The following is a 24,788-nucleotide window of genomic DNA, read 5'->3' as shown; positions in this document are numbered from 1 at the left end:
ATCCTACTCCTCATCTCCAGTTTCAGCATAAATACCATCAAAATCGTCGGCATTCACTTCAGCAATGGGTTTATCGTAAACTAATTTACCGCCACGCAATCCAACAATACGTGTTGCATATGCCATTGCTAACTCCACACTGTGCAAATTAACAACCACGGTCATCCCCATGTCGTTCAAATGTTGCAAGTCATCCATAACCATCTTGGTTGTTTTTGGATCAAGTGAAGCAATGGGTTCATCGGCCAAAACAATGTTTGGTGATTGCATCATTGAACGAGCAATTGCCACACGTTGTTGTTGTCCACCTGATAATTCATCAGCACGTGTGTAATATTTGTCTAACATATTCACACGATCCAAATTAGCAGCAGCCTTTTCTTTGTCTTCTTTTGAAAATAAACCAAATGTACTTCTAAACGTTGAATAATAACCAACTCGACCAGCCAAAACATTACGAGCAACTGTTGCACGTTTCACCAAATTGAAGTTTTGGAATATCATCGCAATATTACGTCGTTGTTGACGTAATTCTTTACCCTTTGCCTTAGTAATATCCACACCATCAAGTAAAATTTCCCCTTCGCTTACATCATGTAAACGATTAATTGCTCTTAATAAGGTACTTTTACCCGCACCAGATAAACCAACAATCACCACAAACTCGCCTGATTGTATATCTAAGTTGATATGATCTAAACCAATCGTTCCATTAGGATAAATCTTTGAAACATCATTAACTTTTATGGTGCCTACACCATTGCTCATACTTCTGCCATCCAATCCTATATAGCTCTACAAATAATATATTTTTCAAATATGTACAAAGCGAGACTCGCCATAGCATTATTGTATGACAAGCCTCACTTTCAGAAATGCTGTTATAAAAGATTACTTAATATCTTCAACCTTGTTTTGGTACTTACGAACAGTATCAAAGTTTGAATCCTTTGACTTTGTTACACCAGCCCAGCTATAAACATCGTTCAAGACCTTCTTACCCTTTTCAGTCTTTGAAACCTTGATCATAGCATTTTGGATAGTCTTTGCATCAGCCTTTGAGATACCCTTACGCAAAGTAATTGTATCGTTAGGAATCTTAGCCGTGTACTTTAGAACACGTGTATCCTTAAAGACATCAGGATTATCCTTCTTAACTAGGTTACGGGCGTCATCAAAGATGAAAGCAGCATCCGTGTCACCGTTGACAACTGAAATAACTCCTTGATCATGACCCTTAACAGTCACAAGCTTAGAATTTTTGATAACATTCATGCCCTTCTTGTTCAAATCAACAACTGGGAAGATATATCCAGCATCAGAAGTTGGGTTTTGAACAGCAATCTTCTTACCCTTCAAATCCTTAACGTTCTTAATACCTGAATCCTTCTTAACAACAACCAATGCACGGTAGTAATCAACTAGCTTATCTGTATTAGAACCATCATTCTTCTTATCGTTAATACCATAACGTTGTGATTGTAAGATAACTTTAGCACCATATTGCTTGTGGGCTTGTACGTATGGGTCAGGTGGTAAGAATCCCATATCCACCTTTCCTGAACCCATTGCCTCAACAACTGTGTTGTAATCAGTTGAAATTGTTACGTGTACTGGAATACCCAGTTGCTTCTTTAACAATTTCTCCAATGGCTTTGCCTTTGCTTGAATTGTGTCTGCTTGAGATGATGGTACGAATTGTACATTCAACTCTTTCAAATCAACCTTCTTTGATGCTGCATCTGCTGATAGTGCTGGTACAGCTGATACTACTGTCGTTGCCAACATTGCAACAGTGGCTCCCGCAACAAGTCTCTTAAACATGCCCTATGTGCTCCTTAAATTTTTGTCTTGTATACCCGCGTATACGATTTCTTAAAGGTTACTTAAATAATAACAACGAACGATAAAAACGTCAACACTTAAATTGTTCAGTTATATTTAAAAATAAAAGTAAAAATTGGATAGTACCAATTTATTGTTCGCATTTTTATGCAAAAATTATACAAAAAAAGCAGTAAACGACATTCGTTTACTACTTTCAATAATTTTAAAATTCTAATAACCTGCACCGGCACCAGCTCCGCCGCCACCATAATAATCAGTACCTGTACCAGTTGTCCCAGTACCACCATACGTACTATCTGTTGTCCCGTAAGTACTATCTGTCGATGTCGTACCATACGTGCTATCAGTTGACGTTGTTGACGTTGATGAAGAATTACTATCTGATGGCAATCCATTAGCTGCTAATGTTGATTCAGAAACGTTACCACCGTAAAGTGTTCCCGTTTTCTTATGTTTCAACCCTAACGAAGAACGCAAAACATTCGTTACGCGTTGTTTCTCACTTTGCGTAATTAACTCTGAAGAACCAGAAGTTAATGACACTGATGTTCCTTGCGCATGATCTGTCTTAATTGTTTTCGCAGCACCCAAGTACTTTGAAGCAGCCGTCAACATATCACCAAAGGTCAAATCAGTCTTTGTAGAGTCAGAAATTGTACTCAAAAACTTTTGATTAATTAACTTAGTTGGATTACTCTTTGCCTTATCAACAATCGCTTGCAAAACCAAACGTTGCCGAGCTTGACGTCCATAATCACCTTGTGGATCATCATAACGCATACGAGAAAATGCTAGTGCAGCAGCCCCATCCATTTTCGTGTATGTTTTTGTAGAACCATTCTTATTTAACGTATAAGTAGATGAACCCTTGGTAAAGTTATAAATGACATCACCATTATCATGAGCAGTATATGGGTTATAACCGAACGTTAATGGTGACTTTACTTGTACACCACCTAATTGATCAATAACCTTCTCTAATCCATTCATATTAACTAACGCATAATAATCAATAGGAACATTTAACCACTTTTGAATCGTTTGGATTGTTGTTTTAGCTGATCCAAATTCATATGCTGAATTTAGTTTTTGTGGGAATTGATCTTCATATCCTACTGGCGCAACCACCGAATCACGAGGTAGTGACATAATTGTCACCTTTTCTTTTTTCGGATTAACGGTAACTAACATTAATGAGTCAGTACGCCCTTTATAAGTTCGATCTAATTCTCCAGTATCAGTCCCTAATAATAGAATTGAAAATGGCTTACCATTTTTAATAACATTTGAGACATTTCGTTCTTTAGTTAGGCCAGTCCCTTGAAAGGAGTTATCAACCGCATTTTTTGTATTATTATAAGCGATACCAAACATTGCACCGACTGCCAGAACAATTAATGCGATTACAAACAGAATAGCATTACGAATGGTGTGGTGTTTCCGCGGACCTTTTCCGCCACCGCCTGGCAGCGAATCTTTATGCTCGCGTGGTCCACCTTCACGTTTTTTACGCCTATTCTGTTTATTTTCAGCTTCACGACGAGCCGATCGAGTTTGTGGCTCATTATCCATGAGCATCTCCTCTCTTAACTTCAATAATTGATTATTCACACAATGACTTTGTTCAAGAATTAATCTTTTTGATTTTATAAAAGATTTCTTTGAAAAAGCTTATAGTAACTTATATATCTTACCATAATTTGAAATCTAACATGTATAATCGTTAATCAAAATTAAGCAGTTTGTGATAATTTATACCACTAAACGGCTACGGGTGCCTTAATACTAGCATGCGGATCATAATTATTAATCTTAATATCAGCCATTGTATACTCTGCAATGTCCTTAACATCTGGATTTAACGTGATGGTAGGCAATTCACGCATTTCACGTTGTAATTGTTCTGTCACTTGCTCAATATGGTTTGAATAAATATGAGTATCTCCAAAGGTATGCACAAATTCGCCTGGCTCTAAACCAGTCTGAGCGGCAACCATGTGTAATAACAATGAATATGAAGCAATGTTAAATGGCACACCTAAGAAAACATCGGCTGAACGTTGATACAATTGTAGACTTAACTTACCATCCGCCACATAAAATTGAAATAACGTGTGGCATGGTGGTAGGGCTTGTGTTGGCACATCTTCCGGATTCCAGGCTGTTACGATTAAACGACGTGAATTTGGATTCGTCTTTATTTGGTCGATCACATCTTTAATTTGGTCGATAAAACCACCTTGAACACGTCGCCAATGCCGCCATTGCGCACCGTAAACATCTCCCAACTCGCCATACTTTTGTGCGAATTCATCATCATTTAGAATACGATCGACAAATATTGCATGTTGTTCATCATATTGTGCTTTAAATGCATCATCTACTAGGGAACGACGACCAAAATCAGTCATATCCGGACCATCATACTCTGCTGATTCAATCCAATTTTTAAAAGCCCACTCATCCCAAATATGATTCTTATGCTCCAATAAAAACTTGATATTCGTATCACCCCGTAAGAACCACAATAACTCACTTTTAATCAATCCAAATGGTACGCGTTTTGTTGTTAATAACGGAAAACCTTCACTCATATCAAAACGCAATTGGCGACCAAAAACTGATCGTGTACCGGTCCCTGTACGATCTCCTTTAACAGCACCATTATCGAGTATATCTTGTGCCAAATCTAAATATCCTTGTTCGTTTTTACTCATATTAGTTTATACAACCTTTCTTATAGATAAGCATCAAAATCAATTTTTTGTAAATCTGCTGATGTCACGTTAATTTGTTCAATTGCCACATTTTTAGTTTGTAGTAATTCTGTTACAAAATCATCATTATGATAGTTTCGTAAGTAATTAATTTTTTTAATACCTGCTTGCAACAAAAGTTTTGTGCAATGTACACATGGAAAATCTGTCACAAAAACTTGTGCACCATCAGCACTTATTCCCATTTTGGCAAGTTGCATCAATGCATTTTGCTCGGCATGTACCGCGCGAATACAATGCCCGTCAACAACCAAATCGCCAACTTCTGTACAGTGTGGTGTCCCTGATACTGATCCATTATAGCCACTGGCAATTATCCGACCATCTCTCACTACGACAGCACCAACATGTAGACGTGTACAGGTACTGCGTGCCGCCAGCATAATGGCCTGTAGCATAAAATATTTTTCCCAAGCTATTCGTTCATCCGCCATTTTAAAGAACCTTCTTGTTTGTCTTAGTTGTTCCTAATCTTAGCAAGGATAGAACTGAAATAAAAGTCCTAAAATTTTTCAAGTAAGTAAAAAACCTCTACACAATCATGCCCACAACCTGAAATTAATTTTTATCAAACTTTCTTACCTAAGTCTATAAATTTACAGAATTTCATTGTTCCAAATGTCTAACATAGACCTGATTGATTTTAAATTTAATTTATGTTAAAATTAGATTAACTTTGGTTTATCTAATTTTAGATAATATTCACGCAGCGATTTCATTTGTCGCTGGCTATGGGGGTGCCCCATGAGAGGAGTTCTTATGCCTGCAGCATTAGCAGAAATTAAGCAACAATTAGATGCACACATCGGTGAACAAATTACTTTGACAACCCATGAAAGTCGTCACCGCACCATTGAACACCAAGCAATCGTTCGAGATACCTTCCGTTCAGTTTTCGTCCTTGATTTAGAGCAAGACGGTCACGAATTTGATCGCGCTTCATTTAGTTACACTGATATTTTAACTGAAAACATTGAAATTGCTTTTGCATAATATTGAAAAAGCGTTAACCATACTGAAATCATCATTATGGTTAACGCTTTTTTATTTATTCTGTTAATTCAGTATCTTTTTTAGCTAAACGAACAATTTCAAATTCGTTAATATATGCTGCTTCATAATCCAGCGGTGTAATCTCAAAGTTTTCTAGTCGCACTGTATCCCCAGCTCTAGTCTCTGGGAATTGTTCAATGATAAATCCTGTCAATGTTACCATATCTGATTTATCAAAGGCCCGAATATCCGTTTTAAAATAACGTTCAAAATCATAAACTGTCATTTTTCCAGATACTTTATAATGCATTTGTTGTTTATCATCAGATCCTAGCTTTTCAACTAAATCATCAACAACCCAATCAACTTCATCACGAACTGAGCCAAACAACTCTTCATAGATATCCTTATCAGTCACAATTCCCGATGTACCACCGTACTCATCCTTAACGACAATCATCGGTGTTCGCTTTGAAATCATCAACTTCAAAACATCTTGAATTGGCATATTTTCAGGTACATTCGGCATATTACGGATAATTTTACGAACAGGCGCCTGACGGTCAACTTCTGCCTGACGCATAATGTCATAATTAAAAACATAGCCTAAAATCTTGTCTTTATCACCATCCGCTACGACTGGGAAACGTGAATGTTTCGTTTCAAAATATGCATGCAAAGCATCATCAATATTATCTTGAACATCTACAACGAATAATTGGGTACGATCAATCATAATATCATTGACCACTTTATCATTCATTTCAAAGGCACGTTCCATAAAGACATAGTCTTCATCTTGTAACTGTCCAAGCCGTGCTGCATTACGTGACAAGCTCAGAATTTCCGCTTCTGAATAGACTTCGTTTTCTTCAGAAGCCGTACGTAGTCCCATCAAGTGAGTGACACCAGTTGCTGATTTATTTAATAACCAAACAAATGGATAGAAAATCACATGGAAAAAACGTAAGGGTCCGGAAACAAATAATGCAACCTTGACAGGAAATTCAATTGATACATTCTTTGGTACTAATTCAGTCAACACCACTTCGATGTAGGTTAACAAAATCAATGCGACAATTGATGCAATCGCTGCTGCACTAGGCCCGGTCATTTCTTTTAACACACCACCGATAAGTAATAAGTGGGCAATGGTTTCTTCACCCATCCAACCTAATACCAAACCAGTAACCGTAATACCAACCTGGGTTGTTGACAAATACTCATTTAAATTATCAATCATGTGAATCGTAGCTGCAATTTTACGCGATGGTCTTTCACGTGCCTCTTGTAACTCCACTAATGCGCTACGCCGAACTTTTACTAAAGCAAATTCTGCCGAAACACATAATGCTGCGAACATTAACACTAAGATTATCACAATAATTGATAGGATTAATCTTCCTTCACTCAAATTAATTTCCTACTTTCGAATATAGTTGTTTATAAGGCAAATTATAGCAAAAAACACCCGACATTTATCGAGCGTTTCATGAATTAGTCAATTAAGCACGTACTGACTTTTCATTGACTTCTTCTGCATCTTCCTCTTGCTCAATTGGCAGTGCCACAACTTCGAATTCTTCGATATAAGCATCTTTAAAATCTAGTGCCGTTATCTCAAAGTTTGCAATGCGAATACCTTGACCAACTTGGAAGTTTGGATGTTCATCTAACACATATCCTGTCAAAGTAACTTTTTCTGAGTTTTCGAAAGATTGAATTTCTGTTTTAAAGAAACGCTCAAAATCGTATAGCGTCATTTTACCAGATACTTTGTAATGCATGTTACCTGCCGCATCAGACCCTAATTTTTCAACCAAGTCATCGGCAACATCATCCACCTCATCACGAACAGAACCAAACAGTTCTTCATAAATATCTTTATCAGTAACAATTCCTGACGTACCACCAAACTCATCCTTTACAACGACGATAGGTGCACGATGTTCAATCATTTCTTGTAAAACTTCTGTGATTGGTTGCGTTTCAGAGACAACCGGTAAATTACGCAAAACAGTTCTAATAGAAGCTTCTGGACTAATACGTCCTTGACGTACTAAATCATATGAAAAGACATAGCCAAGAATCTTATCCTTATCATTGTCAGCAACTACCGGCATTCTCGAAAACTTTTCTTCCAAATACAAATTCAAAGCATCTGAAATAGAATCCGTCACATTAACAACCGTTAATTGTGTTCGATCAATCATAATATCAATTGCTTCTTTATCATTCATCGCAAAGGCACGCTTCATGAAAGTCAAGTCTTCTTCATCAAGTTCACCTGCGTCGGCAGCATCTCTTGATAATGATAGAATCTCGGCTTCTGAATAAATGTCTTCATCAGGATGTGCACTGAATCCCAAAATCTTGGTAAAAAATGCAGCTGCACGATCAAATAACCAAATTAATGGATATAGAATAACGTGGAAAAACATCACAGGACGTACAATTGCTAGCAACATCTTGACTGGTTGATCAATCGCAATGTTCTTGGGAACCAAATCCGTAAACACCGCGTGTATGAACGTAAAAATCAAAATGGCAGCCACAGATGACACACTGTGGGCAATCGCAGCTGGCAATATTTCTGCATTAATAATAAGTGTGGCAATAAAATCTTCACCCAACCAACCTAAAATCAATGACGTCAATGTAATGCCGACCTGAGCAGTTGATAGATACTCTGATAAATGATCCAACATGTTCAATGCATGAGAAATCTTACCTGAAGGTTTCTCACGTGCTTCTTGCATCGCACGCAAAGAACTTGGACGCACTTTAACTAAAGAATACTCCGTTAAAGTGAACAAAACAGCTAACAGCAAAATAATTATAATAATCACTAAGTTAGTGATAATAGACGGACCGGAATCCATGATATACCTTCTTTCAAAATTAGTTCTAGTTATGATTATACCAAACAGCGCTACTTGCTGTACACACCTGTTTTTACTAAAGCATTGTGTAAATCAATAAATTTTTCTAATGACAATTTTTCGGCCCTAATTCTTGGATCTAAATCAATATCAGCTAGTGCTGCTGTTAATTTCGCCTTCATCGCATCATCCTTACCAAAAGCTGTAATCAAATTATTCCACAGTGTCTTTCGGCGCATTGTAAATCCAATTTTGAACAAATTAAATAGTTGCTTTTCATTATGTGGCAAGACTTTTAATGGTTCACGTGGTGTCAAAGAGATAATTGCGGAATCTACATTTGGATTAGGGACAAATGCCGTTCGTGAGACCGTAAATGCTAGTGTTGCATTCATACGATATTGCACCGCCAAAGTTAGCGCACCATAGTCCTTTGTTCCGACTTCGGCCGACAATCGACTAGCCACTTCCTTTTGCATCATCACCACAATATTTGCAAACTTTACATCTGATTGTAGTACCTGCATCAAAATTGGTGTTGTAATGTAATAAGGTAAGTTCGCAACAAGCTTTAATGGTGACTCAGGATCAGTAAAATGTTCTTTGATCGCTTGTTCTAAATCAACCGTTAAAATATCTTGGTTGACCACTGTCACGTTATCATATGGTGCCATTGTATGTTCCAAAACCGGAATTAAACGATCATCAATTTCAAATGCGACAACTTGTTTAGCTGCCCGCGCTAATTGTTCCGTTAAAGCCCCAATTCCTGGTCCAATTTCAATAACATTGTCCGTTGGTTGTACATCCCCAGCTGCAACAATGTTTTTTAGTATATTAATGTCTGTCAAAAAATTTTGACCTAAAGACTTTTTGGTATTAATACCAAAACTATTCATAATGGCTTGCGTTCGCATTGGCGTCGCAATATCTGGTACATCTGTCATTAATCTTCCTCATCTAATTCTTTCAGAACCTCTAACAACGTTTGCTTTTTAATACCAAACATTGTTAATCGATTCATTAATTGTTTACCATTAACGTATCCTAGCCCCATTTTCTCAGCTACATGCTCACGTCGCTTGGCAGATTCACGACCGGCAATCAAGCCCAAATGGCGTAAGTCCGATAACGTAATGTCAGATGTTACAGCAGCAGTCTCAGCAGTATAAACCGATTTTAGTGCTGTGCGTAAAGTCTCGGGTGTGGCATATTCAATGCCAAGACTATGGTGCTTAATCAAGCGTCCTGCTTCATCTTTGGTCAAAAAAGCATGTTTTGCTTCAGGAACAGATTTACTAATTAATTTTCTTAAACGCTCCCCATTAAAATCGGGATCAGTAAATATAATTACGCCTCTCGTCGCTGCTGCTTGCTTGATTGCTGCCACCGTCTGCTCATTTAATGCAGACCCATTCGTCTCAATCGTATCAGCAACAACGGCCCGTCGAAGTGCTTCCGTATCTGCACGTCCTTCTACGACAATAACTTCTCTAATTTTCATCTACTTTTGATCTAAATGCCATAAGCGATGGGCATTATTTGTCGTAATTTCAGCAATTTCATCGTAACTTTTGCCTAATAGCTCAGCAATATATGCAATTGTATAATGTACATACATTGGTTCATTAGGTTTACCACGCATAGGCGTTGGTGCCAAATATGGCGCATCTGTTTCTACTAATAATCTATCCAAGGGTACTGATTTAACTGTCTCTTGGACATCCTTAGCATTCTTAAATGTTGCAATCCCCGAGAATGAAATATACATGCCTAAATCAATAAACTGTTTTGCTTCCTCTGGTGTTCCCGTAAATGAATGCATAACGCCACCAAATTCTTCAACATGCGCCTCTGTTAATAAGTTGTACGTATCATTCATTGCGCTACGTGTATGAACCGTCACTGGTAGTTTAAATTCACGTGCCAAGGCTAATTGTTGACGGAAAGCTTCTTTTTGACTAGCTGCTGATGGATTTTCATCCCAATAGTAATCCAAGCCCGTTTCACCAACACCAATAACTTGATCATCTTGTAATTGTTCGCGATAAATAGCTAATGTGTCATCATTAATTTCTGAAATATCTTCAGGTTGCCATCCAATAATTGCATGCATACCCTTAAATTCACGAGCTAATTGAAGCGCACGTTCATTTGATTGCATATCATAGCCCACAATATTCATTTCGACAATTCGGAATTCACGTGCACGTGCCCAGTAAGCAGCAACATCGTGCCAGAATGTATCATCATTCAAATGTGTATGTGTATCATAGCCATCTGCTGGCTGATTACCAGAATTATAAATTGCCATTTTGACTCCTCTATATCATTACTTATTTTTTCTTCATTTTTTTAATGCTAGACCTTTATTATTCTAGCAAATGTCTTTTAAAAATACCAAAAAACTCACTCATACCAGTGTATTAAGCATAACACGACAGCCAATCCCACAACATAGTAATTTCGGTTTTTATCCATCTATTCTTCGACACTATTTGCCAATGTAATTGCTTCCGCATTAATCACTTCATCGTACAATGTTTTTAGCAAACTTGGATTACTATCGCCACTTGCACGTTGTTCTTGGATATAAGTTAATTCAACTTGAAAGGCTTCCAATAGAATACGTTGTTGGTCTGATGAATTTGATTTTTGATTTTGTAGCATTGCTTGTTGTTGTGTATAAGCATTTCGTAAAGCAATCAATTGTCGTGGATTATCTGTCTCCTTTGGTAGCTGCTGTATATAATCCGTCATTGCGGTATTCATAATGTTGATTACTTCTTCCACAGCTTGACTATGGCTATACGCTCTTAGTTTTTGATTATTGATTGATTTATGGATAAACAATCGTTTAATAAGCCCTTGCCAAATTTTGAACCGATGCTTACCAACTTTTCCAAATCCATTCTGTAATGATTGCATACGGTTATACAACATGAGTGCCTGATCTGAAACCGCACTATTTTCAGTGGCTTTTGCCATTGCATTATCTGCAACTTCAAACAACGTACGGTACGCTTGCTTACGTTCAGATTTACTTATTTGTAAGTCGCTATAGCCAAGCTGATCTTGCAATTGTTTCATAACTTCATGCTTTGTGTTTTGAGACGTCTCAACATCACTAACATAGGCAATGGCCGCATTCACCATGCTTGTATGCACTTGAACATATGCTGATTCTTCAAAAGAAGGTGCTGATCGTTTTAGTAATTTAGGTAACAGAATTACTGGCACTAGTAAACTCAAAATGATGACAGTCGATGCAACCAATAACAAGTCGTTTCTTTCCGTAAAAGCAACACCATGACTTAATGTAAATGGTAATGAGAACGCCATTGACATTGTAACCGCTCCATGGACGCCACCAATAGCAAATACAAAACTATCCATTTTTGTATTTGGATCATTACTACGACGATCACTATAACGTCGCGCAAGGTATCTAAACACCGTCATAACGATATATAACGCTAACCCCATACCAATCAGTGTCAGCCATGTTCTAACTGGTTGTAGAATATACTCTTTTGCAACCTTAACCAATGATGTACCAAGCAATACGAACACTAAGCCGTTTAAGAGTTGTGCAATAATATCTGTTAGTTGCAGCGTTAAATGATTTAATTTTGGCGCCATAAACTGTGTTTGTTGCTGTTCAATATTAGACATCACACCCATCACAACAACAGCAATAATTCCTGAGACGCCCAAAACATGTTCTGAAATCCCAAAAACGATGATTGGTGCAATAAAGTATATTAAAACATGTGCAACTGTATCGTCAAACTCACCTTTTAATAAGTGTTGACGAAGATATATATAAATAAATCCAGCAACGCCACCCGCAACAACACCACCTATTGCAACAATCAAGAATTGACCAAATCCGTGTACGAAAGAAAATTTTCCTGTATTCATCCACAAAATAGCTAACTCTAAAATAACCAAACCAGTGGCATCATTAAACAAAGATTCCAAACTTAGCGATCTTTTAATATTCTTTGGCATGTCCAATCCGTTTGTAACTGATTCAAGGGCGGTTGCATCAGTTGGTGTAACGATTGCTGCCAACGCTAACGCAAACGGCAAAGCCCAACCAATTGCAAAATGACCAAAAGTCATTAAAACCACAACCGTTAAGACCGCCAAGACACCTGCTAATTCAATAATCGAACGAAAATGCTTCGAAATTAACTTTGCTTGTGTTCGCTGTCCTTCATAAAACAATAATGGTGCAATGACTAACATCATAAACCACTCAGGATCTAACATAATCACAAATTTATTGATCACTGGTAAACTAGCTAATAAAATACCGCCAATAATTTGCCAGAGAGCTTGGGGCATTTTTGGAAATGCTTGTGTTAAAAAATTAGCGATAATAATCGTTAAACATACATAGGCTAATGCATAAAATGTCGCCATAACAATCTCCTCCTCGGATTTGGTAGACCGTTTTAATAAAAAAGGATTGAGAAAATTCCCCAATCCTTTAAACCATTCAATAGATATAAATAATTATCCTAATTCTGAACCAGCTGCAATCTCATCCGGCAAAATTGATAAGGTTACCTTACCATCTTTTTCTGCGGAAAGTAACATTCCTTCAGATAACTCACCCATCATCTTACGTGGTTTTAGGTTAGCAACATAAGCAACTTTCTTACCAACTAATTCCCCATATTCTGGATAGAATTTTTTAATTCCAGATAGGATTGTTCGCCCATCAGCTGAACCATCATCCAACTTAAAGCGTAATAGCTTGTTAGATTTTTCAACTTCTGATACTTCTTTGATTTCAGCAACACGTAACTCAACCTTATCAAAGTCATCAAATACAATCTCGTCCTTGGTTGTTATCTTCTTTGGTGCCTTTGGATTAGTACTTGAGCGTGTTTGCTTGCCACCGTTACCTGTCATGTTGTTACGGATGTATTCAACTTCAGCCTCAACATCAACACGTGGGAAAATAGGTTGACCTTTTTCAACAACCTTGCCACCTGTAGGCAAATCTTCAAATTGTAATTCAGAAATCTGTACATTAGAATCTTGCAAACCTAATTGTTGGAAAATCTTTTGTGGTGCCTGTGTCAAAATTGGTTGTAATAGGATAGCAACAACACGAAGCGCAGCGGCTAAGTGTGCCATAACTGATGCCAAAACATCTGCTTGGCTGTCATCCTTGGCTAAGGTCCATGGTGTTGTTTCATCAATGTACTTATTAGCACGTGAAATAAGTTGCCAGATTGCTGCCAAAGCGTCTGCAGTATGCATTGATTGCATGTTAGCATTATACGTTGCAATCGTGTCTTGGGCTGTTTGTACTAATTCACGATCAAAATCAGTCAATCCTGTATTTAGCTCAGGAATGACACCATCTTCATATTTATTAATCATCGCAACCGTACGATTTAGCAAATTACCCAAATCATTTGCTAAGTCATAGTTTAACTTTGAGACAAAGTCTTCTGGTGTAAAGATACCATCATTTCCAAACGGCATTGCACGGAGCAAATAGTAACGAACAGCATCAATACCATAGCGGTCAGCCAATGTATCTGGATAAACCACATTTCCCTTAGACTTTGACATCTTACCATCACGCATCGTCAACCAACCGTGACCCACGATGGTTTCTGGTAATTCTAAGCCTAATGCATGTAGCATAATTGGCCAGTAAATTGTGTGGAAACGAACGATTTCTTTACCAACTAGATGCACATTAGCTGGCCAATACTTATCAAACATAGTGGTGTCGTCAGACATATAACCTAACTTAGTAATGTAGTTAGATAGTGCATCAATCCACACATAAACCACATGATCTGGATCTGATGCTACTGGAACACCCCACTTAAATGCTGTACGTGTCACAGCTAGGTCTTCCAAACCGGGTTCAATAAAGTTCTTGATCATTTCATTCATACGAGCAGAAGGTTGAATAAAATTAGGATGTGTCTTGTAGTAATCAAGTAGCCAATCAGCATACTTGCTCATATTGAAGAAGTACGATTCTTCCTTTACTAACTCAACTTCATGACCAGAAGGTGCTTTCCCACCAATCACATTACCATCATCATCACGATATACTTCAGCTAATTGTGACTCTGTAAAATACTCTTCATCATCAACTGAGTACCAACCTTCATATTGACCTTTGTAGATGTCACCTTGATCCAAAAACTTCTGGAAAATCTTTTGAACTGCTTTTTCATGATAATCATCAGTTGTTCGGATAAATCCATCGTTACTGATTTCCAAATCAGACCATAATTTTTGAATATCTGCGGCCATCTGATCTACATATTCTTTTGGTGAAATATTTAGCTTTTCTGCTTTTTGCTCAATCTTTAGCCCATGTTCATCAGTTCCTGTTAGGAAATATACATCTTCATTTAACAAGCGGTGGTAACGTGCTGCTGCATCAGCAAGTACTGTCGTGTATGTATTACCAATATGCAATTTACCAGATGGATAGTAGATTGGTGTCGTAATGTAAAAAGTTTTTTTCTCTTCTGCCATGTTCCGTTTTACCTCCCACCTTACAAATGAGTAAGGTGTTAATTTAGTATCTATATTGTTTGTCTGACAATAATTATAGCAAAGTTTAGAACTTCTCGCTGAAAAATCAAATTCGAAATTAAATTTCCTGTTAATAGTTAGTTTAATATTTGACAATCTAACTAAATTGTTTTATTATTTAGTTAGTTAATATATTAGCGAACTAAATAATAAAACACACTCAATGGAGGATATTATGAAAAAAGAAACTATTATCAAAAATATTTTGACTATTGCTCATCAACCATATGTTGTCTTTTCTACAAAAATAGATACACAGAATGATAAGTCAATCGAAACATTAAAAATTTTATCAACTACTGAGAACGTAACTGCAAGTTACCTATCAGAAAAATTTGATATCAAACCCTCAAGTGTCTCACAGATCGTTAAGAAATTGGAGGACAGTGGTATGGTTACGCGTGAAAAATCTGGCACGGATTCCCGAATCAATTATTTAAAACTAACTGATAAAGGACGTGAAAGCTTAATCGAAAGTGATGCAACTGGACAATCATTGCAAGATGCCTTGTTTAAAGACTTCACTGATGATGAACTGACGAATTTTGATAATTATCTTACAAGATTAATAGATAATATTTCAAATGACGACTTTAAAAAGCAACTACATGATGTATTTAGTGATGATGAACGTTGGAATCACTTCGATAGAATGAGCGCTCGTTTTGAACGTGAGCGTTCACGTATGTTGGATGCAGAACATGCCCACCGTCATGGACATCCACATCATTTTCATGGTGGATTTGGTGATGGCCAACGACCACATTTTTAATGTTAGTCTATTAATATAAATTTACGAGAAGAGGCTGGGACGGATGTTGTCTCAGCCTCTAATTTTTGTGCTAAAAACGTATTAATTCATACAAAAAAAGCAGCTCACATTTTACTGTGAGCTACTTTCATTTGCATCGCAATGTCCTATCCTCGCAGGAGGCGATCCTCCAACTACTTTTGGCGCTACTGAGCTTAACTACTGTGTTCGGTATGGGAACAGGTGTGACCTCAGTGCCATCATCACGACACGTTTTTTTATTGAGTGAACTTAGTTCCCTCAAAACTGAATCATAATTGCGATTTTTTGCCTTACACCACTTGCTACTTGGTTAAGTCCTCGAACCATTAGTACTAGTCCGCTCCATGCGTCACCGCACGTCCACCTCTAGCCTATCTACCTCATCATCTCTGAGGGGTCTTACTTCATTGCTGAATGGGAAATCTCATCTCGAGGCGAGTTTCACACTTAGATGCTTTCAGCGTTTATCTCATCCGTACATAGCTACTCAGCGATGCTCCTGGCGGAACAACTGATACACCAGTGGTACGTCCACCCCGGTCCTCTCGTACTAAGGGCAGCTCCTCTCAAATTTCCTACGCCCGCGACGGATAGGGACCGAACTGTCTCACGACGTTCTGAACCCAGCTCGCGTACCGCTTTAATGGGCGAACAGCCCAACCCTTGGGACCGACTACAGCCCCAGGATGCGATGAGCCGACATCGAGGTGCCAAACCTCCCCGTCGATGTGGACTCTTGGGGGAGATAAGCCTGTTATCCCCAGGGTAGCTTTTGTCCGTTGAGCGATGGCCCTTCCATGCGGAACCACCGGATCACTAAGCCCTACTTTCGTACCTGCTCGACTGGTAAGTCTCACAGTCAAGCTCCCTTGTGCCTTTACACTCTGCGAATGATTTCCAACCATTCTGAGGGAACCTTTGGGCGCCTCCGTTACCTTTTAGGAGGCGACCGCCCCAGTCAAACTGCCTGCCAGACACTGTCTTCCACCACGCTGAGTGGTGTGAGTTAGAGTGTTCATACAACGAGGGTAGTATCCCACGTTTGCCTCCATCGAAACTAGCGTCCCGATTTCTACGGCTCCTACCTATGCTGTACAAGCTGCACAAACACTCAATATCAAGCTACAGTAAAGCTCCATGGGGTCTTTCCGTCCTGTCGCGGGTAACCCGCATCTTCACGGGTCTTTAAATTTCACCGAGTCTCTCGTTGAGACAGCGCCCAGATCGTTACGCCTTTCGTGCGGGTCGGAACTTACCCGACAAGGAATTTCGCTACCTTAGGACCGTTATAGTTACGGCCGCCGTTTACTGGGGCTTCAATTCGTACCTTCGCCGAAGCTAAGCACTCCTTTTAACCTTCCAGCACCGGGCAGGCGTCAGCCCCTATACGTCATCTTACGATTTTGCAGAAACCTGTGTTTTTGATAAACAGTCGCCTGGGCCTATTCACTGCGGCTCAGCTTGCGCTGAGCACCCCTTCTCCCGAAGTTACGGGGTCATTTTGCCGAGTTCCTTAACGAGAGTTCACTCGCTCACCTTAGGATGCTCTCCTCGACTACCTGTGTCGGTTTGCGGTACGGGCAGGTAAACACTAACTAGAAGCTTTTCTCGGCAGCGTGACATCACAGACTTCCCTACTTTATTTCGGTCCCCATCACAACTTGTCCGTATAAGTGCAAGCATTTGACTCACACTAAGACTTATTGCTTGGCCCAGCATTTCCAGCCGCTGGGTTCTGTTAGCCTTCTGCGTCCCTCCATCGTTCAAACATGTTCACCTGGTACAGGAATCTCAACCTGTTAGCCATCGACTACGCCTTTCGGCCTCGCCTTAGGTCCCGACTAACCCTGGGAGGACGAGCCTTCCCCAGGAAACCTTAGTCATACGGTGGACAGGATTCTCACCTGTCTTTCGCTACTCATACCGGCATTCTCACTTCTAAGCGCTCCACCAGTCCTCACGGTCTGACTTCATTGCCCTTAGAACGCTCTCCTATCGCGCCACTGATGTGGCACCCGTAGTTTCGGTGGTGTGTTTAGCCCCGGTACATTTTCGGCGCAGAATCACTCGACTAGTGAGCTATTACGCACTCTTTAAATGGTGGCTGCTTCTGAGCCAACATCCTAGTTGTCTATGCAACTTCACATCCTTTTCCACTTAACACACACTTAGGGACCTTAACTGACGATCTGGGCTGTTCCCCTTTCGACAATGGATCTTATCACTCACTGTCTGACTCCCGGACATACGTGATTGGCATTCGGAGTTTATCTTAATTTAGTAACCCGAGATGGGCCCCGCACCAAAACAGTGCTCTACCTCCAACACGCTATCTTCCGAGGCTAGCCCTAAAGCTATTTCGGAGAGAACCAGCTATCTCCAAGTTCGATTGGAATTTCACCGCTACCCACACCTCATCCCAACATTTTTCAACATGTACGGGTTCGGGCCTCCAGTGCGTTTTACCGCACCTTCACCCTGGACATGGGTAGGTCACCTGGTTTCGGGTCTACAACAACATACTAAAACGCCCATTTCAGACTCGCTTTCGCTACGGCTCCGGTCTTTCCACCTTAACCTTGCATGCTATCGTAACTCGCCGGTTCATTCTACAAAAGGCACGCTATCACCCATTAACGGGCTCTAACTTGTTGTAGGCACATGGTTTCAGGAACTTTTTCACTCCCCTTCCGGGGTGCTTTTCACCTTTCCCTCACGGTACTGGTTCACTATCGGTCACTAGGGAGTATTTAGCCTTACGAGATGGTCCTCGCAGTTTCCGACCGGATTTCACGTGTCCGGCCGTACTCAGGATCCTACACGGGAGTTTGCTTACTTTCGCATACGGGGCTATCACCCTGTTTCGCTCAGCTTCCCAGCTGATTCTGCTAATAAACAAATTTGTAACTCCACAACGGTAGTCCTACAACCCCAGAGTGCAAGCACTCTGGTTTGGGCTCCTCCGCGTTCGCTCGCCGCTACTGACGGAATCGATTTTTCTTTCTTCTCCTGTTGCTAATGAGATGTTTCAGTTCACAACGTCTACCTTCGTTTAACTATGTATTCATTAAACGATAACTTGCATCACAAGTTGGGTTCCCCCATTCGGAAATCCCCGGATCACAGCTTACTTACAGCTCCCCGAGGCATATCGGTGTTAGTCCCGTCCTTCATCGGCTCCTAGTGCCAAGGCATTCACCATGCGCCCTTAATAACTTAACCGATCAACTGTCGTTGATGATTTCGTTTGAGTATTGTGACTCGATGGTCACAAGCGATTTTAAACTTATTTAAAAAACTCAAAAAATTACGCGGTGTATTTTTTCGGCTCAATTTAATTGATATGATCAATTATAATGAATTTAAAAATTTACAATTATGATTCAGTTTTCAAAGAACTAATTAACAACCAGATGGTTGTTATGGAGAATATCGGGTTCGAACCGATGACCCCCTGCTTGCAAAGCAGGTGCTCTCCCAGCTGAGCTAATTCCCCATATCATGGGACTGAGAGGACTCGAACCTCCGACCTCACCCTTATCAGGGGTGCGCTCTAACCAGCTGAGCTACAGTCCCAGAGATTCGACTCTCTGTCTTCATTGAGTGTAAACCACTCAAAACTAAATATCGTTTCGTTGAATGTGTAGGTTTCCGATTTTCCTTAGAAAGGAGGTGATCCAGCCGCAGGTTCTCCTACGGCTACCTTGTTACGACTTCACCCTAATCATCTGTCCCACCTTAGACGGCTGGCTCCTAAAAGGTTACCCCACCGGCTTTGGGTGTTACAAACTCTCATGGTGTGACGGGCGGTGTGTACAAGACCCGGGAACGTATTCACCGCGGCGTGCTGATCCGCGATTACTAGCGATTCCGACTTCATGTAGGCGAGTTGCAGCCTACAATCCGAACTGAGACATACTTTAAGAGATTAGCGCACCCTCGCGGGTTGGCGACTCGTTGTATATGCCATTGTAGCACGTGTGTAGCCCAGGTCATAAGGGGCATGATGATTTGACGTCATCCCCACCTTCCTCCGGTTTGTCACCGGCAGTCTCACTAGAGTGCCCAACTGAATGCTGGCAACTAATAATAAGGGTTGCGCTCGTTGCGGGACTTAACCCAACATCTCACGACACGAGCTGACGACAACCATGCACCACCTGTCACCTTGTCCCCGAAGGGAACGTCCTATTTCTAGGATTAGCAAGGGATGTCAAGACCTGGTAAGGTTCTTCGCGTTGCTTCGAATTAAACCACATGCTCCACCGCTTGTGCGGGTCCCCGTCAATTCCTTTGAGTTTCAACCTTGCGGTCGTACTCCCCAGGCGGAGTGCTTAATGCGTTAGCTGCGACACTCAAGGGCGGAAACCCTCGAACATCTAGCACTCATCGTTTACGGTGTGGACTACCAGGGTATCTAATCCTGTTTGCTACCCACACTTTCGAGCCTCAACGTCAGTTACAGTCCAGAAAGCCGCCTTCGCCACTGGTGTTCTTCCATATATCTACGCATTTCACCGCTACACATGGAGTTCCACTTTCCTCTACTGCACTCAAGTCATCCAGTTTCCAAAGCCATTCCTCAGTTGAGCTGAGGGCTTTCACTTCAGACTTAAATAACCGTCTGCGCTCGCTTTACGCCCAATAAATCCGGATAACGCTTGGAACATACGTATTACCGCGGCTGCTGGCACGTATTTAGCCGTTCCTTTCTGGTAAGATACCGTCACACACTGAACAGTTACTCTCAGTGCCGTTCTTCTCTTATAACAGTGTTTTACGAGCCGAAACCCTTCATCACACACGCGGCGTTGCTCCATCAGGCTTGCGCCCATTGTGGAAGATTCCCTACTGCTGCCTCCCGTAGGAGTATGGGCCGTGTCTCAGTCCCATTGTGGCCGATCAGTCTCTCAACTCGGCTATGCATCATCGCCTTGGTAAGCCTTTACCTTACCAACTAGCTAATGCACCGCGGGTCCATCTCTTAGTGATAGCAGAACCATCTTTCAACCAACAACCATGCGGTTGTTGGTATTATACGGTATTAGCACTTGTTTCCAAATGTTATCCCCTGCTAAGAGGTAGGTTACCCACGTGTTACTCACCCGTTCGCCACTCTTTGTCAGATAAAATCAAATCAGAGCAAGCTCTTCATATCAGTTAAAGACAAAGCGTTCGACTTGCATGTATTAGGCACGCCGCCAGCGTTCATCCTGAGCCAGGATCAAACTCTCATTTTAAAAGCTTGAGTATAACTCATTTGTTATTTGTTGTTTAACAGAAGTTAAACGAATTTACTAGCGAATTGACTTCGCAAATGTTTTTGTATCAAGTAAAATACTTGATGACCCTACACATTTGTTTCATCGAAACGATATTCAGTTTTCAATGATCTACATCTTTGTTGTCTCGCTGACAACTTAATTAATATTACAGTACAATCAAATGATTGTCAACTATTAATTAATGTAATTATTAATCAATAATTTTAGTAACTAAGTTGTCTCACGCGACCACTTAAATATCATACCAGCAATCATAATGTTCGTCAATAGATTATCGTTTTTATTTTTTTACGAACATTACAATTCATTAAACAGAACGAGTCTAAAAAAATAAGTCGCGGATATATAACAAAAAAGTCGGAACAACAGAAAATGTTCCAACTTTTTTTGCTAAAAATATCTTAATTAAAAGCGTGTCAGTTTGATAGCATAAACGCGTTCCAAAAGTCTGAAGCCTCAATGTAACAAAAATTAGTATAATTGCTAAGCTGACAAACACACCCTATACTTGCAACTCTGAGAAAAACTCGCGTGCATCCCCAACAATTTGCTCAACATGAGCTGGTGCAGGAATTTTCTCCAAATTAACTGCTAGTATCGGTACATTTGGACGAGCATACTGTAGCAACCCAGCAAATGGATAAACCACAAAGCTAGTCCCAACGATTACAACCAAATCTGCTTGCGACATCCATTGGGCTGCCTCATCTACTCTAAATGGAATCTCGCCATACAATGTAATTGCTGGTCGTAATAGCGCACCATCTTCACGATAAAGTGAATGTAAATAGGTATTCACATCACTAGGTTTACCATCCTTTGTTGCGTAAATGTTATAAAGTGATCCGTGAAATTCAATAACATTCTTAGCCCCAGCCTTTAAATGCAAGCTATCAACATTTTGCGTAATGATACGTGCACGATTTTTTTGCGTCAATTCAGCCATTTTTTGATGAATAATATTTGGTCGTGCATCTGGAAAATACATGTTTTCCTTAGCAAATTCATACATTTTTTCTGGTTCTTTTGCTAATGCCTCCGTACTCAATAAATACTCGGGACGTAATGTCATACCATCATAGATACCACCTTTTGATCGGTAATCAGGAATACCTGAAGCCGTGGATACACCTGCACCCGTCAAAAAAACGATATTCTTTGCATCATCAAATAGTTGTTGTATGTCTGATGTTACCAATGCCATCATTTCCTCCTATCGTATTGCGAATGGTTGTCCAAGTTTAGTCAGCACCTCTTTAACTGGCGTTTGATAGAGTTCCTTAAAAAAGTCAGCCAACTTATCTTCTGGTGCAGCAAGTACAAAACTATTTTGACCTGAAGCCTTTAATAACCCTGCATAAGCATCTTTATCCGTATGGCGATCTTTCATCGTCATGTGTTTAATATCAAATACTTGCGCAAGAGGTAACCGCAATTGACGTTCCGATAGAACTGGTGTCAATGTTGCAAATTCGCTAGCATAAATTTCTGGCAAGTCCCAAGCAACCATTTGCTCATCAAACATTGAAAAAGCTGTCACAACCGCACGATGGACACTGAATGGATCTTTAATATCATCAATCTTCATAGCAATTGCTATTTTTTCAGCTGCTGACCAAGCTTTTGGATAAAGTGCCACCATTTTTTCAACGATTGCTGTCGTGTCATTTGGCACAGCATGCAAAAATACTTGGAAATCTAATAACGTCAATAATCGTAATGCTGCTTCACCATTATCATCCGCAATCTCTTTTGAAATCGTCTGCTGTACGCCAGCAACCACGCCTTCCACAACATCATCCGTAAGTAGCCCATGCGCTGCCTGCTCACGATAAACAATGGCACGTAATGCTGGTTGATAAAGATAGGTTGCCATAACCATTAATTGGTTCGTTAATTCCACATCATCATCTTTCAATTGGAAATAAACCTGTGGGTACCCGTTCAATGTCAAAAGCATCAGCAATAATTCTGATGTTGCCAAAAAATCAGGTGCAGTCCCATCATTGACTTCAACCATTAGTCGTGTACCTAACATTGATGTTGATACTTGATCGTGAGTAATTATGCCACTAGCGTCTTCGTTACCTCGTAAGACAACTGAGCCAGGATATAGTGCATTGACCTGGTCTAACAATGTAATTGTTTCTTTCGCAAATTTCATTTTTTCTGTCCTATCTTTAGTTCTCTGCGTGTGAATCACGCATCTTCTGTAATAATTGACGCGCCATCGCTGCGTTGATCTGATTAGTTTGATTTAGCTGCGCCACTAATTGTTCAACTTCATCACTCATCGCACCGACTTGTATAGCTAGTGATTTAGCCTGCAAAGCCATATGACCTGCCTGAATACCAGTTGAAACAAGGGCTCGCAAAGCTGCTAAATTCTGTGCTAAACCGGTGGCAATGATAATACCTGCTAATTGTTCTGCACTTGGATTACCCATAATGTGGTGGTTCAATTTCACTGCTGGCACGATACCAATCGATCCGCCAACAACACCAATTGACATTGGCATGACAGTACGACCAACTAATTGATCATGTTCTACTTGCCATGAGATCAAACCACTGTATTGACCAGTATGTGCGGCATATGCGTGCAAAGCAGCATTAACAGCCCTTGTATCATTACCACTTGCTAATACAACTGCTTCAATACCATTCAAAATACCCTTATTGGATGTGACTGCCCGATGTGGGGATAATTCTTCTAAATGACTTGCCAAGGCAATTTTTTCTGCAATCGTCTGTCCTGACACCCCTTGTTTCGTTGCTAATGCTGTCACCGGGATAGCTACTTCTGCTTCCACCAATGCCTCTGTGCCATAATTAGACAAAATAGCCATCAAAACCTGATAGCCTTGCTGACGTAATTGTGTTGCTACAGCCTCCGCCATTGTGTTTACTGTATTTGCACCCATAGCTTCTTTAGTATCTACCAACACATTAACCGCCGCAGTTTTTTCATCTAGCACATCGATGGTCAACTGCTTTGCACCACCGCCACGAGCTGCCATTGATGGATGAGCATCATTTGCAATTTGCAACAATTGCAACTCCTGATTCTGGATGAATTGCTGCAGTTTCGCCATGTCTGATAGGTTAACAAGCATAATTTGACCACGCATGAGATGTTCTCGCCGTTTCGTCTTCACGCCAGAACCTTGTCGCATCATACGAGCGCCATTGTTAGCAGCTGCAATGACACTAGGCTCTTCAGTTGTCATAGGTACAATAAATTCTTGACCGTCTACTGGTAATTGTAATAATAGACCTGTCGGTGCACCAAAATTATAAATATAATTTTCAACTTGTTGCGCACCGATATCATCATATTGGTCCTGCATTAATTGCTGTTCATCAATCGTTAAATTTTGATTATCGGTCAAAATAGTTAGACGTTCTGACCATGGTCGTTTATAAAAACTATGCCAATTTGTCATACATTATCCCTCTTTATTTAATCTATTATTAGTTTAACAGTTCTTAACAAGATTTTGCGTTTTATATAAAGAGAGACTGAGACAGATGTTGTCTCAGCCTCTAATTTTTGTGCTAAAAAGTAGTAATTAAAAGTATGTTAGTTTTACAGTATAAACACGTTCCAAAAAACCTGAAA

At 40.0% G+C, this 24,788-nt stretch carries 17 protein-coding genes, 2 tRNA genes and 3 rRNA genes; 2 read left to right on the top strand and 20 right to left on the bottom strand.

What is annotated here, in order from left to right:
• Positions 1-3: 3 nt before the first annotated feature.
• From phnC to QRX23_RS00180, 5 genes are all read right to left on the bottom strand, one after another.
• The gene (gene phnC / locus QRX23_RS00200) at positions 4-768 is read right to left on the bottom strand and encodes a phosphonate ABC transporter ATP-binding protein (RefSeq protein ID WP_330155511.1); all 765 of its coding nucleotides are present in this window, start codon (positions 766-768) and stop codon (positions 4-6) included.
• 123 nt (positions 769-891) lie between these two features.
• Positions 892-1,824: a phosphate/phosphite/phosphonate ABC transporter substrate-binding protein gene (locus tag QRX23_RS00195; RefSeq protein WP_131474010.1), complete on the bottom strand. Its 933-nt coding sequence runs from the start codon at positions 1,822-1,824 to the stop codon at positions 892-894.
• A 234-nt stretch (positions 1,825-2,058) separates the two neighbouring features.
• Entirely contained in the window at positions 2,059-3,420 is a 1,362-nt protein-coding gene (locus QRX23_RS00190; RefSeq protein ID WP_330155510.1) for an LCP family protein, read from the bottom strand.
• Positions 3,421-3,608: 188 nt separating this feature from the next.
• Positions 3,609-4,565, bottom strand: a complete 957-nt coding sequence (locus QRX23_RS00185) for a thymidylate synthase (RefSeq protein ID WP_330155509.1) — start codon at positions 4,563-4,565, stop codon at positions 3,609-3,611.
• A gap of 20 nt (positions 4,566-4,585) precedes the next feature.
• On the bottom strand, positions 4,586-5,059 hold the full coding sequence (locus tag QRX23_RS00180; protein WP_330155508.1) for a deaminase: 474 nt from the start codon (positions 5,057-5,059) through the stop codon (positions 4,586-4,588).
• 310 nt (positions 5,060-5,369) lie between these two features.
• Between QRX23_RS00180 and QRX23_RS00175 the strand changes: the two genes are divergently transcribed.
• Positions 5,370-5,618 (top strand): Veg family protein, encoded by a 249-nt coding sequence (locus tag QRX23_RS00175; RefSeq protein WP_002829224.1) that lies wholly within the window; start codon positions 5,370-5,372, stop codon positions 5,616-5,618.
• Positions 5,619-5,673: 55 nt separating this feature from the next.
• Here QRX23_RS00175 and QRX23_RS00170 read toward each other — a convergent pair whose 3' ends face one another.
• The 7 genes from QRX23_RS00170 to metG form a co-directional block, all read right to left on the bottom strand.
• A complete protein-coding gene (locus tag QRX23_RS00170; protein ID WP_002829225.1) occupies positions 5,674-7,032 on the bottom strand; it encodes a hemolysin family protein in 1,359 nt (452 codons plus the stop codon).
• A gap of 91 nt (positions 7,033-7,123) precedes the next feature.
• The gene (locus QRX23_RS00165) at positions 7,124-8,500 is read right to left on the bottom strand and encodes a hemolysin family protein (RefSeq protein ID WP_140837632.1); all 1,377 of its coding nucleotides are present in this window, start codon (positions 8,498-8,500) and stop codon (positions 7,124-7,126) included.
• A gap of 50 nt (positions 8,501-8,550) precedes the next feature.
• The gene (rsmA, locus tag QRX23_RS00160; protein ID WP_330155507.1) at positions 8,551-9,447 is read right to left on the bottom strand and encodes a 16S rRNA (adenine(1518)-N(6)/adenine(1519)-N(6))-dimethyltransferase RsmA; all 897 of its coding nucleotides are present in this window, start codon (positions 9,445-9,447) and stop codon (positions 8,551-8,553) included.
• Entirely contained in the window at positions 9,447-10,004 is a 558-nt protein-coding gene (gene rnmV, locus QRX23_RS00155; RefSeq protein WP_330155506.1) for a ribonuclease M5, read from the bottom strand. Before rnmV ends, rsmA begins: the two co-directional genes overlap by 1 nt.
• Positions 10,005-10,814, bottom strand: a complete 810-nt coding sequence (locus QRX23_RS00150; RefSeq protein ID WP_140837629.1) for a TatD family hydrolase — start codon at positions 10,812-10,814, stop codon at positions 10,005-10,007. It abuts the gene before it with no gap.
• Positions 10,815-10,981: 167 nt separating this feature from the next.
• Positions 10,982-12,931 (bottom strand): cation:proton antiporter, encoded by a 1,950-nt coding sequence (locus tag QRX23_RS00145; protein ID WP_330155505.1) that lies wholly within the window; start codon positions 12,929-12,931, stop codon positions 10,982-10,984.
• A gap of 93 nt (positions 12,932-13,024) precedes the next feature.
• The gene (gene metG / locus QRX23_RS00140) at positions 13,025-15,028 is read right to left on the bottom strand and encodes a methionine--tRNA ligase (protein WP_002829232.1); all 2,004 of its coding nucleotides are present in this window, start codon (positions 15,026-15,028) and stop codon (positions 13,025-13,027) included.
• Positions 15,029-15,263: 235 nt separating this feature from the next.
• Here metG and QRX23_RS00135 point away from each other — a divergent pair, with 235 nt between their 5' ends.
• Positions 15,264-15,860: a MarR family winged helix-turn-helix transcriptional regulator gene (locus QRX23_RS00135; RefSeq protein WP_330155504.1), complete on the top strand. Its 597-nt coding sequence runs from the start codon at positions 15,264-15,266 to the stop codon at positions 15,858-15,860.
• A 133-nt stretch (positions 15,861-15,993) separates the two neighbouring features.
• Here the strand turns inward: QRX23_RS00135 and rrf are convergent.
• The 8 genes from rrf to QRX23_RS00095 form a co-directional block, all read right to left on the bottom strand.
• Positions 15,994-16,110 (bottom strand): 5S ribosomal RNA (gene rrf / locus QRX23_RS00130).
• A 77-nt stretch (positions 16,111-16,187) separates the two neighbouring features.
• Positions 16,188-19,103, bottom strand: a 23S ribosomal RNA gene (locus tag QRX23_RS00125).
• Between the two features lie 201 nt (positions 19,104-19,304).
• Positions 19,305-19,377, bottom strand: a tRNA-Ala gene (locus QRX23_RS00120).
• A gap of 6 nt (positions 19,378-19,383) precedes the next feature.
• A tRNA-Ile gene (locus QRX23_RS00115) sits at positions 19,384-19,457 on the bottom strand.
• 89 nt (positions 19,458-19,546) lie between these two features.
• Positions 19,547-21,121: ribosomal RNA gene (locus QRX23_RS00110) — 16S ribosomal RNA — on the bottom strand.
• Together the 16S, 23S and 5S rRNA genes with 2 tRNA genes alongside form the textbook arrangement of a ribosomal RNA operon.
• A gap of 547 nt (positions 21,122-21,668) precedes the next feature.
• Positions 21,669-22,370 (bottom strand): NAD-dependent protein deacylase, encoded by a 702-nt coding sequence (locus QRX23_RS00105; protein WP_330155503.1) that lies wholly within the window; start codon positions 22,368-22,370, stop codon positions 21,669-21,671.
• A gap of 9 nt (positions 22,371-22,379) precedes the next feature.
• Positions 22,380-23,330, bottom strand: a complete 951-nt coding sequence (locus QRX23_RS00100; protein ID WP_330155502.1) for an IpaB/EvcA family protein — start codon at positions 23,328-23,330, stop codon at positions 22,380-22,382.
• A 16-nt stretch (positions 23,331-23,346) separates the two neighbouring features.
• A complete protein-coding gene (locus QRX23_RS00095) occupies positions 23,347-24,612 on the bottom strand; it encodes a hydroxymethylglutaryl-CoA reductase, degradative (RefSeq protein ID WP_330155501.1) in 1,266 nt (421 codons plus the stop codon).
• Positions 24,613-24,788: the final 176 nt, after the last annotated feature.

Source organism: Weissella paramesenteroides (genome assembly GCF_036327715.1).
GTDB lineage: Bacteria > Bacillota > Bacilli > Lactobacillales > Lactobacillaceae > Weissella > Weissella paramesenteroides.
This window is presented reverse-complemented; position numbering and strand designations above follow the sequence as displayed.